Source organism: Salimicrobium salexigens (assembly GCF_900156705.1).
Classification (GTDB): Bacteria; Bacillota; Bacilli; order Bacillales; family Halobacillaceae; genus Salimicrobium; species Salimicrobium album.
In genome coordinates, this window is the sequence record NZ_FTOK01000003.1 from 44,619 (window position 1) to 61,715 (window position 17,097).

The 17,097-nt window shown below is 47.7% G+C and carries 17 protein-coding genes; 16 read left to right on the plus strand and 1 reads right to left on the minus strand.

The window, feature by feature from the left end:
* Window positions 1-53 precede the first annotated feature (53 nt).
* The 13 genes from BW931_RS04395 to pyrE all read left to right on the plus strand — a co-directional run bounded on the left by BW931_RS04395 (window position 54) and on the right by pyrE (window position 13,843).
* Window positions 54-821, plus strand: a complete 768-nt coding sequence (locus BW931_RS04395) for a YlmH family RNA-binding protein (RefSeq protein ID WP_076570299.1) — start codon at window positions 54-56, stop codon at window positions 819-821.
* 114 nt (window positions 822-935) lie between these two features.
* Window positions 936-1,409, plus strand: a complete 474-nt coding sequence (gene lspA / locus BW931_RS04400; RefSeq protein ID WP_076570301.1) for a signal peptidase II — start codon at window positions 936-938, stop codon at window positions 1,407-1,409.
* The gene (locus BW931_RS04405) at window positions 1,406-2,314 is read left to right on the plus strand and encodes an RluA family pseudouridine synthase (RefSeq protein WP_076570303.1); all 909 of its coding nucleotides are present in this window, start codon (window positions 1,406-1,408) and stop codon (window positions 2,312-2,314) included. The genes lspA and BW931_RS04405 overlap by 4 nt, the downstream gene beginning before the upstream one ends.
* A 142-nt stretch (window positions 2,315-2,456) precedes the next feature.
* Entirely contained in the window at window positions 2,457-2,999 is a 543-nt protein-coding gene (pyrR, locus tag BW931_RS04410) for a bifunctional pyr operon transcriptional regulator/uracil phosphoribosyltransferase PyrR (protein ID WP_076570305.1), read from the plus strand.
* Between the two features lie 141 nt (window positions 3,000-3,140).
* Window positions 3,141-4,502 (plus strand): uracil-xanthine permease family protein, encoded by a 1,362-nt coding sequence (locus BW931_RS04415; RefSeq protein ID WP_076570308.1) that lies wholly within the window; start codon window positions 3,141-3,143, stop codon window positions 4,500-4,502.
* A gap of 10 nt (window positions 4,503-4,512) precedes the next feature.
* Window positions 4,513-5,433, plus strand: a complete 921-nt coding sequence (locus BW931_RS04420) for an aspartate carbamoyltransferase catalytic subunit (protein ID WP_076570310.1) — start codon at window positions 4,513-4,515, stop codon at window positions 5,431-5,433.
* Entirely contained in the window at window positions 5,381-6,655 is a 1,275-nt protein-coding gene (locus BW931_RS04425; protein WP_076570312.1) for a dihydroorotase, read from the plus strand. Before BW931_RS04420 ends, BW931_RS04425 begins: the two co-directional genes overlap by 53 nt.
* A complete protein-coding gene (gene carA, locus BW931_RS04430; protein ID WP_093105585.1) occupies window positions 6,655-7,743 on the plus strand; it encodes a glutamine-hydrolyzing carbamoyl-phosphate synthase small subunit in 1,089 nt (362 codons plus the stop codon). The genes BW931_RS04425 and carA overlap by 1 nt, the downstream gene beginning before the upstream one ends.
* Entirely contained in the window at window positions 7,730-10,933 is a 3,204-nt protein-coding gene (gene carB / locus BW931_RS04435; RefSeq protein ID WP_076570316.1) for a carbamoyl-phosphate synthase large subunit, read from the plus strand. Before carA ends, carB begins: the two co-directional genes overlap by 14 nt.
* 1 nt (window position 10,934) lies before the next feature.
* Window positions 10,935-11,651 (plus strand): dihydroorotate dehydrogenase electron transfer subunit, encoded by a 717-nt coding sequence (locus BW931_RS04440; RefSeq protein ID WP_076570643.1) that lies wholly within the window; start codon window positions 10,935-10,937, stop codon window positions 11,649-11,651.
* Entirely contained in the window at window positions 11,648-12,550 is a 903-nt protein-coding gene (locus BW931_RS04445) for a dihydroorotate dehydrogenase (RefSeq protein ID WP_076570319.1), read from the plus strand. The genes BW931_RS04440 and BW931_RS04445 overlap by 4 nt, the downstream gene beginning before the upstream one ends.
* Window positions 12,547-13,233: an orotidine-5'-phosphate decarboxylase gene (pyrF, locus tag BW931_RS04450; protein ID WP_076570321.1), complete on the plus strand. Its 687-nt coding sequence runs from the start codon at window positions 12,547-12,549 to the stop codon at window positions 13,231-13,233. Before BW931_RS04445 ends, pyrF begins: the two co-directional genes overlap by 4 nt.
* 1 nt (window position 13,234) lies before the next feature.
* Window positions 13,235-13,843, plus strand: coding sequence for an orotate phosphoribosyltransferase (gene pyrE, locus BW931_RS04455; RefSeq protein WP_084193850.1), 609 nt, complete (start codon window positions 13,235-13,237; stop codon window positions 13,841-13,843).
* Between the two features lie 109 nt (window positions 13,844-13,952).
* Here the strand turns inward: pyrE and BW931_RS04460 are convergent, their stop codons facing one another.
* Window positions 13,953-15,692 (minus strand): Rqc2 family fibronectin-binding protein, encoded by a 1,740-nt coding sequence (locus tag BW931_RS04460; RefSeq protein ID WP_076570325.1) that lies wholly within the window; start codon window positions 15,690-15,692, stop codon window positions 13,953-13,955.
* 216 nt (window positions 15,693-15,908) lie between these two features.
* Between BW931_RS04460 and remA the strand changes: the two genes are divergently transcribed.
* From remA to rpoZ, 3 genes are read left to right on the plus strand one after another with little or no spacing between them, the layout of a single operon-like run.
* Window positions 15,909-16,172: an extracellular matrix/biofilm regulator RemA gene (gene remA / locus BW931_RS04465; protein ID WP_076570327.1), complete on the plus strand. Its 264-nt coding sequence runs from the start codon at window positions 15,909-15,911 to the stop codon at window positions 16,170-16,172.
* 13 nt (window positions 16,173-16,185) lie between these two features.
* The gene (gene gmk, locus BW931_RS04470) at window positions 16,186-16,806 is read left to right on the plus strand and encodes a guanylate kinase (RefSeq protein ID WP_008589803.1); all 621 of its coding nucleotides are present in this window, start codon (window positions 16,186-16,188) and stop codon (window positions 16,804-16,806) included.
* Window positions 16,803-17,030: a DNA-directed RNA polymerase subunit omega gene (rpoZ, locus tag BW931_RS04475; protein WP_076570329.1), complete on the plus strand. Its 228-nt coding sequence runs from the start codon at window positions 16,803-16,805 to the stop codon at window positions 17,028-17,030. The genes gmk and rpoZ overlap by 4 nt, the downstream gene beginning before the upstream one ends.
* The last annotated feature ends 67 nt before the right edge of the window (window positions 17,031-17,097 follow it).

Below are 17,097 nucleotides of genomic sequence, written 5' to 3' on the forward strand. Positions count from 1 at the left end.
GGTTAATGTCTTGTGCCTCGTTTTGACGGGGCGTAAGGGAAAAGGAGGACACTATGGAAATATACCAGCACTTCAGAAAAGAAGAAAGACCATTCATCGATCAGGTGGAAGCCTGGCGGAAAAACGTCGAAATGAGGTTTCAGCGAAAACTCACGGATTTTCTCAACCCGAGAGAACGGCAAATTGCCACCTCCCTGTTACGTAATACGGACCTTCAGGTGGAATTTTCCGGAGAAGATGATGAAGAAAGACGCCGCATGATTATAGCTCCGGAATACGAGGCGATTGAAGAGGAGAATTTTCAGCTGACACTTCTGGAAGCCTCTTACCCGGCGAAATTTGTAAGCCTGGAACACAGGGATGTATTAGGGGCATTCATGTCTCTCGGTATCAAGCGTGAAAAGCTTGGAGATCTCATAGTCAAAGACGGCCTTATACATATTATCGCAGCCGCCGAAATCAGTGATTTTATTAAGATGCAGCTGCAGCAGATTAATAAAGCTTCGGTGACGTGGAAGGAAATAGAGATGGGTTCGCGGATGACATCGGAAGAAGAGTGGAAAGAATCATCTGCTACGGTGTCGTCGCTTAGGATAGACGTCGTACTGAAAGAGATTTACAATATGCCGCGGAAAAAATCGGTAATGTATATTAAGGGAGGTCAGGTGAAAGTCAACTTCCGCACGGTGGATGACCCCTCTTTTCTGCTTGAAGAAGGGGATCTTATCTCCTTAAGGGGAAAAGGGAGGAGCGAACTGACTGAAGTGATGGGACAGACGAAGAAAGATAAATGGCGCATTACTTTTTCGGTGTTGTCCTGATCACTATTTCGTGATGGCTCTCCTCTGGCATAGAGCGCTGCTCTATACATAACTATTGGCTTCCCGTAGATAAATGATATAATAATAAGGACTCGCAGGGGATGGAGGATTTGAATGTTTCGGTTTTATGGACTTTCATTATTGATAATTGCAATAGATCAAATCAGCAAATGGCTGGTAACTAAATATATGGAAATAGGAGAGAGAATACCCGTCATAGATTCCTTTCTTCTGCTTACCTCTCACAGGAACCAGGGGGCCGCATGGGGGATATTACAGGGCCAGATGCTTTTCTTTTATATTATTACAGTTCTGATTGTGGGATTTCTGATCTACTACATGCAGACGCAGGGAAAAAACAGTAGATGGAGTGCTGTGGCTATAGCTCTTCTACTTGCAGGAGCAATAGGGAATTTCATCGATCGCCTGTTCAGAAAAGAAGTAGTGGATTTCGTAGATGTGTACATCGGCAGTTACAATTACCCGATTTTTAACGTTGCTGATGCTTCTTTGACCATCGGCGTTATACTATTCCTTATAGCGACATTTATCGAAGACAAGAGACAAAAGGAGACAGAACAGCCATGAATGAACAATTAAATGTGGAAGCGGCGGATGCTTCTAAGAGAATAGATAAGTGGCTCAGTGATCATCTTGAAGATGTATCGCGTGCTCAGGTTCAGCAGTGGATAAGGGAACACCACGTCTCTGTGAATGAACGACACGTGAAAAGCAATTATAAAATACAGGAAGGAGATCTTGTAGCATGGTCAGTGCCGGAAGTGAAACCGGCTACCATTGAAAAAGAAGATATCCCTCTTACTATTGTTTACGAAGATGAAGACGTGCTTGTAGTTAACAAGCCGGTCGGGATGGTGGTTCATCCTTCAGCCGGCCATTACAGCGGAACGCTGGTAAACGGCCTTTTATACCATTGTGACGATCTTTCCGGTATTAACGGAGTGGAGCGGCCGGGTATTGTACACCGAATTGATAAAGATACGAGCGGTTTACTGATGGTAGCCAAGCACGATAAGGCTCATCAGCATTTAGCAGATCAGCTGCAGGAAAAAACCGTGGAAAGGGAGTATGAAGCGATTGCTCACGGGGTTATCGCCCACGATCACGGTACGATCGATGCTCCCATCGGCCGTGACCCTAAAGAACGTCAGCGCATGGCCGTGACGGAGGAGGGGAAAGATGCAGTAACTCATTTTACCGTGGAACGTCGTTTTGAAGAGTTCACGCATCTTACCTGTAAACTGGAAACGGGACGGACCCATCAGATTCGGGCACACATGAGATATATTGAACATCCGCTGGCAGGGGATCACAAATATGGACCCAGGAAAACGCTCGCCCTTCCAGGTCAGGCTCTGCATGCCAAAACACTTTCCTTCACTCACCCGGTAAGCGGGGAAAGAATGAAGTTTACTGCTCCTGCACCCGAACACTTCCAAAAAGTTCTGCGTGAACTGGAAGAAACGAGTTGACAAAAACCCGGGCTTTTGTAATAATAGTCAACAAGTTAATAAGAGACCTTTAACGACAGTCCCGTGAGGCTGAGAAGGAACCGGATTTTTGACCTTTTCTGCCCACGTGTGCAGAAAAGGTTTTTTTGTAGGAGGATGCAATATGAATAAAAAGGCGACTGTACTCGATGATGCAGCGATCAGGCGGACCCTTACAAGACTTTCGCATGAAATCGTGGAGAAAAATAAAGGCATCGAAGACCTTGTGCTTATCGGGGTGAAGACACGGGGAGTTCCTCTTGCCACGAGAATTAAAAGTAAAATCGAAGATATTGAAGGAGCGTCCCTTCCTCAGGGAGAGCTTGACATCACCCTGTACCGCGATGATCTGAAGGAAGTGACAGACAATCATGAACCGGAACTGAAGGATTCTAAACTTCCGGTCGATATCAGCGATAAGAAAGTAATACTCGTAGACGATGTCCTTTATACAGGTCGGACAGTGCGTGCCGCAATGGACGCGCTCGTGGACCTCGGACGGCCCTCCTCCATTCAGCTGGCAGTGCTCGTGGATCGGGGTCATAGAGAATTACCGATACGAGCAGATTACGTCGGTAAAAATATCCCGACTTCTAAGGAAGAAGTAGTGACTGTACGTCTCGAGGAGACCGATCAGCAGGAGGAAGTAGTCATTTACGAAAAATGAATAAAGATACCTTTAATGAATGTCCCGAGAGGCTTCAAAGGTAAGGAGTAAGGCACGGGTATACCTATGTACCGATGCTGTGATCTCTTTGCTTATTGAAGCAAAGAGATTTTTTTATGCACAAAAAGAGGAGGAATTCGAATGAATGACAGAGAGATTGTATACGACGTTGAAGAGAAGCCGGCTCCGGCGAAATGGCTCGCCCTGAGCCTTCAGCATCTGTTTGCCATGTTCGGAGCTACGATACTGGTTCCTTTTCTGACCGGCCTATCTCCCTCAGTAGCTCTCGTAGCCAGTGGAACAGGAACGCTTGCTTATCTCCTGATAACACGGGGGAAAGTTCCGGCATACTTAGGATCAAGTTTTGCTTTTATTTATCCGATTACCCAGATCTCCGAATCTTCCGGAGTCGCGGGAGCCATGGTCGGCAGCTTTCTTGCGGGGCTTGTGTACGGTGCTGCCTCCCTGCTCATCATGATTTTCGGTGTAAAGTGGCTTACTAAACTGCTTCCGCCGGTCGTAGTGGGACCGGTCATTATGGTGATCGGCCTCGGGCTTGCTTCCACTGCTGTAGACATGGCTATGTACGAACCGGGAAGCGACAAGGTTTACAGTACTATCCACATCACCACCGCTCTCGTCACACTCGGAGCTACAATTATAGCCATGGTATTCCTGCGGGGGATATTCCGCCTTATACCGATCTTAATCGGAATTACGACCGGCTATACTTTTGCACTGGTGAACGGAGTGGTAGACACATCAGGAATTCAGACGGAGTGGGAAAACTGGACCGGTGCCGAGTCATTTACGGGCTTTCTGCAGGCTTTCTTCCGGACGCCGGACTTCCTCCTTCCCTTTATCGATTATTCACCTTTCAGTGTTCTCAGTCTGGATATCGCCATGGTTATGATGCCTTTTGCTCTCGTTACGCTCGCGGAACATACGGGTGACCAAATGGTGTTATCAAAAGTGACGGGCAGGAATTTTCTGAAGAACCCCGGACTCGATAAAACGATTCTCGGTGACGGAGCGGCGACAATGATTGCGAGCATGCTCGGGGGACCGCCGAACACAACCTATGGTGAGAATATAGGAGTGCTGGCTGTAACAAGGGTTTTCAGCGTATTCGTAATAGGACTTGCAGCGGTTATGGCCATTGTATTCGGGTGGATAGGAATGGTCACGGTTCTGATAAGTTCGATACCCCAGGCAGTCATGGGCGGTGTCAGCATTCTTTTGTTCGGAGTCATAGCGGCGAGCGGGCTTCGTATGATGATCGACCATAACGTAAACCTCGGGGATAACCGGAATCTGGTGATCACGTCTGTCATTCTCGTAATCGGGGTGGGTGGTGCTTTCATCCGGCTGTCTCCACAGGTAGAGCTCGGAGGGATGGCACTTGCGGCTTTGACGGGAATAGTGCTTAACCTCATTATTCCTCAGTCGGAAGAAGAGAAGCAGCAGAAATCAGTGTTCGAAAAGGATGAAGAAATAGCATAGGAGGGGTTCCATGAATCACTTATTAACTATGGATCAATTAAGTAACAAAATGATTTATTCACTTCTTGAAAACGCCGGACGCATGAAAAAAGGCGAGCAGAAAACGTGGAAAGGAAGGTTTGCAGCGAATCTTTTCCTTGAACCGAGCACGAGAACCAGACAAAGCTTTCACGTCGCAGAGAGGCGGATGCAGATGGAAGTGCTGGAAATGGAAGCGGAGCAGTCGAGCCTTCTCAAAGGTGAATCGCTGTATGATTCAGTCCGTACTCTGGAGGCGATAGGAACCGATATTCTGGTTATCAGGCAGTCCGAGCGCGATTCTCTTCAGGAACTTTCAGAATGTAAAGGAATCTCGATTATTAACGCAGGGGACGGTACGGGTGAACACCCGACGCAAAGTCTGCTGGATCTGTTCACTATTTATGAAGAGTTCGGCTGTTTTAAAGGTGTGACAGTCACTATTGCGGGTGATATCAAACACAGCAGAGTAGCGAGGTCGAACGCATACGCTCTGAAGCAGCTTGGGGCAGAGGTTCAATTTTCTTCTCCCGACGAATGGAAGGAACCGGGGAAGACGTACGTAACAATGGATGAGGCCGTCGCCTCGAGCGATGTTCTTATGCTGCTCAGAATACAGAAGGAGCGCCACGACTCGGAAGGGGATATCCCCGCCTATCTTACGGATTACGGGTTGACGAAAGAAAGAGAAAGGCGGATGAAGAATCACTCCATCATTCTCCATCCTGCTCCTGTTAATCGTGGTGTTGAAATCGATTCTGCTCTAGTGGAGTGTCAAAGATCACGTATATTTACGCAAATGAACAATGGGGTCTACATGAGAATGGCTATAATAGACGAATTAATGGGGGGGAAGCACAATGAAAATAACAAATGCGTTCCGATGGAAAGAGAACTCTTTGCAACCATGTGAAATCCGTGTAAAAGACGGAATGATTGCAGAGATTAAAAATCAAATGGGAGAGGTTAGCGGGGAAGAGGTTTTTGATGCCAGGGGTACCCTTGTCGCACCCGGCTTCACTGATGTACACATCCACTTAAGAGAGCCCGGAGCGGAATATAAAGAAACGATCGCCTCCGGTACGGGAGCTGCTCTCAAAGGAGGGTTTACAACCGTCTGCCCGATGCCGAATACCTCTCCAGTGCCCGATACGAAAGAAAATCTGAAAAATCTCATGAGTAGAATAAAAAATGATGCAGTAGTGGAAGTGTTGCCTTACGCCTCCATTTCTCTTGGGCAGAAAGGAGAAAGTCTCACTGACATGAAAGCTTTGAAAGAAGCCGGAGCATTTGCATTCACCGATGACGGAGTGGGGGTTCAGGAGGCTTCGTTCATGAAAAAAGCGATGCAGAATGCTGCTGTTCTCGGGATGTCGATCGTCGCTCACTGTGAAGATAATGGGCTTGCAGGTTCCGGAGTCGTACACGAAGGCGGGGTGTCCGAACGACTGGAGCTGCCGGGGATCCCGTCGAGTGCAGAATCTGTTCACATAGCAAGAGATGCCATTCTTGCCGGTGAAACCGGATGTCACTACCACGTCTGTCACGTATCATCAGCGTCCTCGATCAGAGTGATACGGGAAGCGAAAAATGCAGGGATCAACATTACAGCTGAAGTTACACCGCATCATCTGCTTCTCAATGAAAGTGATATACATAAAGATGACGCCATGTACAAAATGAATCCTCCCTTACGTTCCGAGGAAGATCGTCAGGCGCTTATCCAGGGTCTGGAAGAAGGAACTATTGATTTTATAGCTACCGATCATGCTCCTCATTCCGAGGATGAAAAACAGCAGAGCATGAGGAAGGCCCCCTTCGGAATAACCGGACTTGAAACGGCCTTCCCTCTGCTGTACACCTCTTTTGTCAGAAACGGCAATTGGACGACCGGGCAGCTTATAGAATGGCTGACGGCAAAACCGAGAAAAGTCTTTTCAATGAGTCAGAGAACTTTGGAACCTGGACAGCCTGCAACGCTCACATTCGTTGACCTGTATACGGAAGAGGAAATCGACAGACATCGGTTCCTGTCCAAAGGAAAAAATACCCCGTTCCACGGGGCGAAAGTGAGCGGTATTCCAAAATGCACAATGATAGAAGGGCACATCGCCTGGGAAGGGTGGAATAAATGATGAAGCGACTCGTTCTTGAAGATGGCACGGTGTTCAGCGGCAACGGATTCGGAAGCGAAAAGGATGTAATAGGAGAAATCGTCTTTCAGACCGGTATGACCGGTTATCAGGAAGTAATGTCCGATCCTTCGTATTACGGACAGATAATAACTTTTACATATCCATCGATTGGAAACTATGGAGTGAACCGGGATGATTTTGAAACTATCTTTCCATCTTTATCGGGAGTGGTGGTTAAGGAACATTGTGAATACCCGTCTAATTTCAGGAATGAAGAGACGCTGGATTCTTTTCTGAAAGCAAGAGGGATACCCGGAATCAGCGGAATCGATACGAGAGAGCTCACAAAAATCATAAGAGAAACCGGGACGATGAAGGCAGTAATCACAAGCAGTGAGAGGAATGTACGGGAAGTACTGGAAGAGATGAGGGAGTATGAGCTTCCGACGGATCAGGTGGCGAGCGTCTCGACTGATAAACCTTACGTCATCCCTCATCGGGGAGAAAGGATTGTAGTCGTCGATTACGGTATGAAAAATGGTCTGCTGCGAGCCTTTACAGAGAGAGGTTGTCACATTACGGTAGTGCCTTATAATACTTCTGCTGAAGAAATAATGAGGCAGAAACCGGATGGAGTGTTTCTTTCAAATGGTCCCGGAAATCCTGCGCACATACCGGAGGCGACAGAGACAGTAAGAAAGCTGATCGGCAAGGTGCCTGTCTTCGGTGTCTGTATGGGGCATCAGGTTATTGCCAGAGCTTGTGGAGCAAGGACGGAAAAACTTCCTTTCGGCCATCGCGGGGTAAACCAGCCTGTATTTGACAAAGTCAACGACCGTACCTATATGACGTCCCAGAATCACGGTTATTCAGTTGATTATAATTCAATTATGTCAACTGAATTGAAAATCACTCAGTACTCTCTGAATGATGATACGGTGGAAGCTTTGGAACATGCGAGATATCCTGTGTTTTCCGTTCAGTACCATCCCGAGAGTACCCCGGGTCCTGAAGACACCGGCCACTTATTTGATCGATTTTTAAGTATCGTACGTAATTGGAAGGAGGAGACGTATGTCCGAACATAAGAATATAAAAAAAATCCTCGTTATAGGCTCCGGACCTATTATTATAGGTCAGGCTGCAGAATTCGATTATTCAGGCACTCAGGCCTGCCAGTCGCTGAAAGAAGAAGGATATGAAGTCATCCTTGCCAATTCCAACCCGGCAACGATCATGACTGATTACACGTTCGCCGACCAGGTTTACATGGAACCCCTGACGGTGGACTTTCTGTCTAAAATCATACGTAAAGAACGTCCCGATGCTCTGCTGCCGACACTTGGAGGGCAGACCGGGCTGAACCTGGCCGTGGAGCTGGATGAGTCAGGAGTCCTTAAAGAGATGAACGTTGAACTTCTCGGTTCTTCTCTTCAGGCAATCCAGAAAGCGGAAGACAGGGAATTATTCCGGTCTCTTATGAGGGAAATCGGGCAGCCTGTCCCCGAAAGTGATATCGTATCAACGGCAAAAGAGGCTTTAACTTCCGCAGCGCATATCGGTTACCCGGTGATTGTACGTCCGGCTTATACGATGGGGGGAGCCGGAGGAGGCATTTGCAGAAACGAAGAAGAACTCACGGAAGTTGTAAGGAATGGCCTTGATCTTTCGCCGGTGCATCAGTGCCTCATAGAGAAGAACATTGCCGGCTTCAAAGAAATAGAAATGGAAGTGATGCGCGACAAAAAAGATAACTGTATCGTCGTCTGTTCTATGGAAAACGTTGATCCGGTAGGGATCCACACGGGGGATTCGATTGTAGTAGCTCCGACACAGACGCTGAGTGACCGGGATTATCAGATAATGAGGAATGCCTCCACAGAAATTATCCGTTCACTGGGAATCGAGGGGGGATGTAACGTTCAGCTTGCAATGGACCCGGAGAGCTTCGATTACTACGTCATTGAAGTGAACCCAAGGGTCAGCCGCTCCTCCGCTCTCGCATCAAAAGCTACCGGGTACCCGATTGCCAAGATCGCAGCCAAAATCGCCGTAGGTATGAGTCTTGATGAAATCCGTAATCCGGTTACAGGAACGACTACTGCCTGTTTCGAGCCTTCTCTCGACTACGTCGTGTGTAAAATCCCCCGCTGGCCTTTTGACAAATTCGAAGACGGTAACCGTATACTCGGTACACAGATGAAGGCGACCGGTGAGGTGATGGCAATGGGGCGTACATTTGAGGAGGCTTTTCTGAAAGGGGTCCGCTCTCTTGAACAGAATGACGGTGACTTCTATGATCCCGACTTCACCGGTCTCCCGGATGAAAAACTGCTTGAACAGATGCACAGAGCGGATGACAGGCGTCTGTTCATCCTCTCGGAAGCGATGAGAAGAGGAATCGGTCTCGAAGTTATTCACGAAAAAACGAGGATAGACCGTTTTTTTCTCCGGAAAATTGACTCTATTCTTCTTCTGGAGAAAGAGATCGGGGAGAAAGGCTGGAATACCGAACTGATCAGCCGGGCCAAGGAGAAGGGTTTTGCCGACCGTCATCTTGCACGCGTGCTGAAAACCACCGCAGCAGACGTCAGTGAAAAGAGACGTTCAGAAGGTATCACTCCTGTCTACAAGATGGTGGATACGTGTGCAGGGGAATTTGAGTCGGCGACCCCTTACTACTACTCCACTTATGAAACTTTCAACGAATCAGATGTAACAAAGAGAAAGAAAGTTCTTGTTGTCGGGTCCGGACCCATCCGTATCGGCCAGGGCGTGGAGTTCGATTATGCTACGGTCCACTCGGTCCTTGCATTAAAAGAGTTAGGGTATGAAGCGATCATCATCAACAATAACCCTGAAACTGTCTCAACGGATTTCAGTGTGTCCGACAAACTTTACTTTGAACCGCTTACTGTAGAGGATGTCATGAACGTTGTGGATCTCGAACAGCCGGAAGGGGTGATTCTGCAGTTCGGCGGTCAGACTTCGGTGAATCTGGCGGACGGGCTGGAGGAAAGAGGCGTGACGATTCTCGGAACGACCATCGACTCCATCAGGAAGACGGAAGATCGGAGCTCCTTCGAACAATTGCTGAATAATCTCGGGGTAAGTCATCCCGGAGGGGAAAGCGTGGATGAAAAAGAGGATGCCTACCGCGTGGCGCAGGCTGTCGGATATCCGGTACTCGTACGTCCTTCGTATGTCCTTGGGGGCAGGGCTATGGAAATCGTCTATTCGGAGGAGGAGCTGACTCATTACTTATCGAAGTTCGTCTCCAATGGTCATCCGGTATTAATAGATAAATATCTTTCCGGTAAGGAAGTGGAAGTTGACGCGATTACGGACGGGAAAGATGTGGTTATACCGGGTATTATGGAGCACATTGAACGGGCGGGCGTCCATTCGGGTGACTCGATGGCGGTATATCCTCCTCAAAACCTTTCGCAGGGAGTGATCAGACAACTGGAAGAAGCAACGATAAAGATAGCGAAAAACCTGCCTTTAAAAGGACTGATCAATATTCAGTTTGTAGTCCAGGAAGAGAAAGTTTACGTACTCGAAGTCAACCCGCGTGCCAGCCGTACGGTTCCATTCCTGAGCAAAATCACCGGAATACAGATGGCCGGACTGGCTACGAAAGTGATGACGGGTTTGAGACTTACGGACGAAGGCTACTCTACCGGAATCGTGCCTGAAAGAGAAGGCATATATGTAAAGGTACCTGTGTTTTCCTTTGAAAAATTACGAAGTGTCGACACTACCCTCGGGCCCGAAATGAAATCGACGGGAGAAGTGATCGGATACGATAAAGATCTGGAAAGAGCGCTCTACAAAGGTATGCTGGCAGCAGGTATGAAGATTCCGGAACACGGAAGCGTTCTGTTGACCGTAGCGGATAAAGATAAAGAGGAAGTGGAACCGCTCGCAGCCACACTCGTCGATCTGGGTTTTCATTTAATTGCCACGGCCGGAACGGCAAGGTTTTTAAAAGAAAGAAATCTTCCGGTTACAACTGTAGGAAAAGTGGATGAGGACGAAGGCGTCCTGGCAGTTATCCGGGAACAGAAGGTGCAGATGGTGATTAATACGTTGAACAGGAAGAGGAAGGCGCATACGGACGGGTTCCGTATCCGGCGGGAAGCTGTAGAATACGGGAAAGCATGCTTTACAAGCGTGGATACTGCGTCTGCAGCTGTGGATGTATTGAAATCCATGAGCCTTACCTCAAGGCCGTTATCAAATCGAAGGGGGTTGGTAACAAGTGCAGACGTATGATATGAAAGTCGTGAACCATAGAGAAATTGCCGAGTGTACGTACGAAATAACATTACAGACTGATGTTTTTTTCCCTGCGGAGCCCGGTCAGTTTGTGCACATCCTTGTAGATCCTCCCCATCAGCTCAGACGTCCGTTATCACTTGCTTCTTCCTCCGGAAGGGAAATCACCGTGGTCTATAAGACGTTCGGAGAAGGTACACGAACCCTCGCGAACAAAAAGAGGGGGGAGACGGTTAACGTTCTCGGTCCCCTTGGAAACGGGTTCACCCTGCCCGAGCAGAAAAAGGTGATGCTTGTAGGAGGAGGGGTCGGTGTACCCCCGTTACTCTGGCTTGCAAAAGAACTGCATAAGAATGGCAAAAAAGTCAGTGCTGTATTAGGTTTCAAATCTGTAAATCAAGTTTTTTACAGAAGAGAAATGGAGGAGTATGCGGAAGTGACGGTAGTTACAGACGATGGTTCTTCCGGTGAAAAAGGACTGGTTACGAAGTGGCTGGATCCGGAAGCTGATGTTTATTATGCGTGCGGACCGAACCCCATGCTGAAAGCTCTGGAAGCACAACTTGCCATCCCCGGCTATAATTCCATGGAAGAGAGGATGGGCTGTGCTATCGGGGCCTGCTTCGCCTGTACTGTCGAAACCACGGATGGCGGTTACGTCAACGTATGTAAGGACGGGCCTGTTTTTCCGAAGGGGAGGGTGAAACTGCCATGAGTTTGCATGTACATTTACCCGGACTGGAATTGAAAAATCCCGTCATGCCTGCTTCCGGATGCTTCAGTTTCGGTAAAGAATATGCGCAGTTCTATGATCTCGATACTCTTGGAGCAGTAATTATGAAGGCTGCTACGAAAGAGCCCCGGTTGGGTAACAAAACACCGAGAGTCGCCGAAACTTCAAGCGGTATGCTGAATGCTATCGGATTACAGAACCCGGGTGTCGATAAAATAATAAGCGAAGAAATGCCGTTTCTGAACGAATATGCACTTCCGAAAATCGCGAATATAGCAGGGTCCTCCCCTGAAGAATATGCAGAAACAGCAAAGAAAATGTCTCCACATGTACAGGCGCTTGAGTTGAATATCTCCTGTCCGAACGTGAAAGAAGGAGGAATCCAGTTCGGAACCGATCCTGACCTCGCTTCGAACGTGGTTGGACAGGTAAAAAAAGTATCGGAAGTACCGGTTTATGTAAAACTCTCTCCGAACGTGACGGATATAAGGGGGATGGCAGTAGCCTGCGAACAGGCAGGCGCGGACGGATTGTCCATGATCAACACCATTACGGGAATGCAGATTTTGAAAGAGAGGAGACGTCCCCTGCTTCATAATCAGACAGGCGGTTTATCAGGGCCTGCAATCAAACCTGTAGCTATCCGTATGATCCACGAAGTTTATCCGTACGTCTCCGTCCCTATTATAGGCATGGGAGGCATCGGGTCTGCTGAAGATGTATTGGAGTTCTTACTGGCCGGAGCATCCGCTGTGGCCGTGGGTACAGCGAATTTCCACAATCCGTTCGTCATGCCCGAAATAATTGCTGACTTACCCGGAGTGCTCCGGGAATACGGTTTTTCTTCTGCGGAAGAAGCGATTGGAGGGGCTCACTATTGAAAACGTTACGTCCGCTTTATATAGCTCTTGATTTCCCCGGGAAAGAGGAAGCGCTCGAGTTTCTGGAAGCGCACAATCTCGAAAAAGTTCCTGTTAAGGTAGGAATGCAGCTGTTCTATAAAGAAGGGCCTGCTATTGTGCGTGAATTGAGGAAGAGGGGGCATCCGGTATTCCTTGATGTAAAGGTTCACGATATTCCGGCTACGGCCGAGGGGGCAGTGAAAAGTCTTGTCTCTCTGGATGTAGAAGTGCTCACCGTCCATGCCCAGGGCGGAAAAGAAATGATGAAGCGTGCCGGGCGTGCCGCTGGTGATACGGTGGTGCTGGCAGTCACTCAACTGACTTCCGTTACGGAGGAGATGCTGAATAGAGAGCTTGGTATTTCTTCGAGTCTGAAGGAGAATGTAATGAACCTCGCTCTGCAGGCTCAGGAATGCGGGATGGACGGGGTGGTTTGCTCCGTCCACGAGGCTAAGATGATAAACACCCGTGTAAAAAAAGAATTTCTCACTCTCACTCCGGGCATCCGTACGGAAACGGAAAGTAAGCACGATCAAAAACGTGCAGCTACTCCAGAGGAAGCGAGGCGGGAGGGGGCGACCGCCATTGTAGTGGGAAGAGCTGTTACGGAAGCGGATAATCCGAAAGAAATATACGAAGCGATACGAAGGGAGATTGGATAAAGTGAAGTTAGCAGAGGCATTAATGGAAATCGGGGCTATTCAAATTAACACCGCTGAATTTTTCACGTGGACCTCCGGTATTGAATCCCCGATATATTGTGATAACCGTCTTACAATTTCTTACCCATCCGTCAGAAAGGAAATATGCAGGCAGTTTGCAGCCAGAATCAAAGAACTGCCTGGGGAAGTGGATGTGATTGCTGGATGTGCCACGGCAGGCATCCCTCACGCAGCCTGGCTGGCTGAAGAACTCGGGCTGCCGATGGTGTATGTGCGAGGGTCCAAAAAGAAGCATGGAAAAGAAAATCTTATTGAGGGAGAGATTACCGCGGGACAGAGGGTCGTCGTAATCGAAGATCTCATTTCCACCGGGGGTTCGGCGGTGCAGGCTGCAGAAGCATTGAAAGATACCGGAGCCCAAGTGAAGGAAGTTTTAAGTATATTTACATACGAACTGCCACAATCAGCAGATGCATTCGGTGAGGGAGATCTTTCTTTCAGCTCTTTACTCACTTATTCGGAACTGGTCGATACTTTGAATCTGAATGAAGAAAATAAAAGAGTTTTGGAAAATTGGCGGAGTTCGATGAAGGAGAAAAAGGGCACGTAAGTTCCGGAAGCTGCTCTTTGCAATGACAGAAAAGGCCCGGCAGAACCGGAGAATATCTCCTGAGCTGCCGGGCCTGTATGAGTTTTTTACTTATCAGAATCTTATCTTCTTACTGTCCGGTTGACCGATTTTCGGTTTCAGCGTTACGTCGCAGTTGTCTGATCGATTTTTCTTCCGGAGTGACGAACAGGGTTTTCTGCCGATCATACGTCACAAATCCCGGTTTAGCCCCGGAAGGTTTTTTTACATACTTGATTTTCGTGTAATCTACAGGGACGGAAGAAGAAGCCGAGTACTTACTGAAGTAAGCTGCCAGCTGAGCTGCTTCCGTAAGGGTTTCCTCTGTGGGGTCGTTGTCTTTAATGACGACGTGAGACCCGGGGATATCTTTTGCGTGCAGCCAGATATCTTCTTTATTAGCGAGTTTGCTGGTTACATACTCATTTTGCAGATTGTTTCGCCCTACGTACAGTTCTGTGCCATCGGAAGCAGTATACTTCTCCGGCGAAGGTTTCTGTTTTTTGTTTTTTCTTTTTCCGGTGTTCGCACGTTTTTTCATATAACCTTCGTCCCGCAATTCCTCCCTGATTTCTTCCACGTCCTGGGTTCTTGCGGCTTCCACCTGTTGAAGGAGTCTTTCCAGATACTCGATTTCTCCTTCTGTTTTCCTGATTTCCTTTTCGACGTATATTTTAGAGTTTTTCAGTTTCTGATATGTCTGGAAAAAGTTCTGGGCGTTTTGACTCGCCGTTTTATTAGGGTTCAGGTCGATGACGAGATCCGGCTGGTCTTCTTTGTAATAGTCCGTTACCGTCACCTCGGCGTCTCCGTTTTTAACCATGTGCATGTGAGCTGTAAGAAGCTCTCCCAATTTCTGATAATCCTCGGAAGCCTCTGATTTTTTCAACGTTTCTTCATGCTTTTTAATTTTGCGGTGGTTTTTGTCGATTTCATTTTTAAGGAATCTGTGCAGATCCCCTGCCTGCTGCTTCACCCGGTCCCGTTCCGCTTTTCCGGAATAATAAGCATCCAGCATTTTGCTGACAGAGGTATAAACCGTGCGCTCGGCATTCAAGTGTTCAAGTGGCAGAACGTGAAAAGTTTCTTTCTCCCCGTCGTAAACAGCAGGTGTATAGGAATGGGACGTGATCAGCTCTTTTAATGAATCGTAAGCTTCACTGAAGCCGGATACGTTTCCGAGACCGGCTCTGTAAACGACTTCCTTTGTAATGACAGGGGAGAAGCCCATGACGATATTCAGAAGCTGCCGGTCCATCTTCCCTGAATTGAAGTCCAGTTTACGCACGATATCCTCTCCATCGAGGTTCAGGGGAGAAATTTTCCCCTGCCCGGGCGGTGCGATGTAAGGTTGTCCGGGCATAATGGTCCTGTACGTATTCTGGGCTGGCGGCAGGTGTTTGATACTGTCAAGAATGTGTCCGCCTTCCCGGTCCACGAGCATTACGTTCGAATGCTTGCCCATGATTTCTATAATTACCGTTTTAAGTGTCTCGTCGCCTATTTCGTTTTTCGTTCGAATTTGCATGTGTACAATCCGTTCGTTCTCTATCTGTTCGACCCGTTCAAGAAAACCTCCTACAAGATGCTTTCTAAGGAGCATACAGAACATAGGGGGCTGCTTAGGATTGTCGTACGAGTCTTCCGTCAGATGGAACCTCGAGTAAACAGAGTGAGCGGAGACGAGTAACGAATGGTTAGTCCTGTCTTTTCTCACCTGAAATACGAGTTCTGTTTCCGTAGGCTGATATATTTTAGTGATTCTTCCTGTCTGCAATGTTTCGTTCAGTTCATGAACCGTTGCGCGTGTTACGATTCCGTCGAATGCCATAATGTCTTCACCTCTTGTCACAGTATAGCACGGAACACAAACGTACGTTCAAGTATCGCACAAACCGAAAAATTTTGTTACACTATACTGCATGGTTGTGGAATATAAAACGAAAAGCATCTAAATTATCCGGCGTATCACTTGAGGAAAACGCTTGGAATCGCCTATAATGAGGGTAATATAGTGTTAGTCAAAAGTTGTTGGGAGGATACGGATTTGAGTTTAAAACTAATCAACATAGGTTTCGGGAATGTCGTTTCAGCGAATCGCATCATTTCAATTGTGAGCCCTGAGTCAGCCCCTATCAAACGGATTATTACTATTGCGAGAGACAACAACAAGCTGGTCGATGCTACATATGGAAGGCGCACACGTGCCGTGATCGTAACAGATTCCGATCATGTAGTCCTGTCTGCAGTGCAGCCGGAGACAGTAGGACAACGCGTGCTGAGTCACGAAGAAACTTCTGACGATAACTAGGAGGAAAAGCGGTGTGATAAAAGAAAAAGGTATCTTATTTGTATTATCCGGCCCATCCGGTGTCGGAAAAGGGACGGTCCGCAAAGCTCTTTTTGAACAGGATACTGACCTCAGATATTCGATCTCCATGACTACAAGAGCACCACGTGAAGGTGAGAAAGACGGAGTGGATTATTTCTTCAAAACGAGAAACGAATTCGAAAAACTGATCTCCGAGGGCGAACTCATAGAGTACGCGGAGTATGCGAATAACTATTACGGCACACCGAAAGCGTATGTGCAGCAGACTCTCGAAGAAGGTAAGGACGTATTTCTCGAAATCGAAGTGAATGGGGCGTTGCAGGTTCGCGAAAACTTTCCGGAGGGAGTATTCGTCTTCCTCATTCCTCCTTCCCTTGAAGAACTGAAAGACAGAATCGTGAACAGGGGTACGGAAACGGAAGAGAAAATTAAGGCGAGACTGGAAGCTGCAAGAGACGAAATCGATATGATGGATAATTATGATTATGTCATCGTAAATGATAATGTGGACCATGCCGTCTCTAAAGTACAGTCCGTTGTACTAAGTGAACATTGCAAAAGAAGCCGTGTTGCAAAACAATATAAACAGGCACTGGAGGAGGATTTAACATGATGCTTGAACCGTCCATCGACTCTCTGCAAAAGCAGATCAGTTCGAAATACACCCTCGTAGCTCTCTCTGCCCGCCGGGCGAGAGAACTGAAGCAGGGAGCAGAACCGCTCGTTGAAAAGACGAAGTCACCACAGTCTGTCGGTGTCGCACTGCAGGAAATCGAAGAAGGGGTACTTTCCTATTCGTATTCGGATAAAGTGCACACGCGTACGGAGAAAGATTAATAGTTTCAGGAAAGAGCCGCGTGGACAACGCGGCTCTTGTTTATAGCAGAGGATTCCATTTACCTGA

Bases quoted from the DNA above. Each gene is read 5' to 3' on its own strand.
- BW931_RS04395 (WP_076570299.1), top strand. From the start codon at position 54: ATGGAAATATACCAGCACTTCAGAAAAGAAGAAAGACCATTCATCGAT.
- lspA (WP_076570301.1), top strand. From the start codon at position 936: ATGTTTCGGTTTTATGGACTTTCATTATTGATAATTGCAATAGATCAA.
- BW931_RS04405 (WP_076570303.1), top strand. From the start codon at position 1,406: ATGAATGAACAATTAAATGTGGAAGCGGCGGATGCTTCTAAGAGAATA.
- pyrR (WP_076570305.1), top strand. From the start codon at position 2,457: ATGAATAAAAAGGCGACTGTACTCGATGATGCAGCGATCAGGCGGACC.
- BW931_RS04415 (WP_076570308.1), top strand. From the start codon at position 3,141: ATGAATGACAGAGAGATTGTATACGACGTTGAAGAGAAGCCGGCTCCG.
- BW931_RS04420 (WP_076570310.1), top strand. From the start codon at position 4,513: ATGAATCACTTATTAACTATGGATCAATTAAGTAACAAAATGATTTAT.
- BW931_RS04425 (WP_076570312.1), top strand. From the start codon at position 5,381: ATGAAAATAACAAATGCGTTCCGATGGAAAGAGAACTCTTTGCAACCA.
- carA (WP_093105585.1), top strand. From the start codon at position 6,655: ATGAAGCGACTCGTTCTTGAAGATGGCACGGTGTTCAGCGGCAACGGA.
- carB (WP_076570316.1), top strand. From the start codon at position 7,730: ATGTCCGAACATAAGAATATAAAAAAAATCCTCGTTATAGGCTCCGGA.
- BW931_RS04440 (WP_076570643.1), top strand. From the start codon at position 10,935: ATGAAAGTCGTGAACCATAGAGAAATTGCCGAGTGTACGTACGAAATA.
- BW931_RS04445 (WP_076570319.1), top strand. From the start codon at position 11,648: ATGAGTTTGCATGTACATTTACCCGGACTGGAATTGAAAAATCCCGTC.
- BW931_RS04460 (WP_076570325.1), bottom strand. From the start codon at position 15,692: ATGGCATTCGACGGAATCGTAACACGCGCAACGGTTCATGAACTGAAC.
- rpoZ (WP_076570329.1), top strand. From the start codon at position 16,803: ATGATGCTTGAACCGTCCATCGACTCTCTGCAAAAGCAGATCAGTTCG.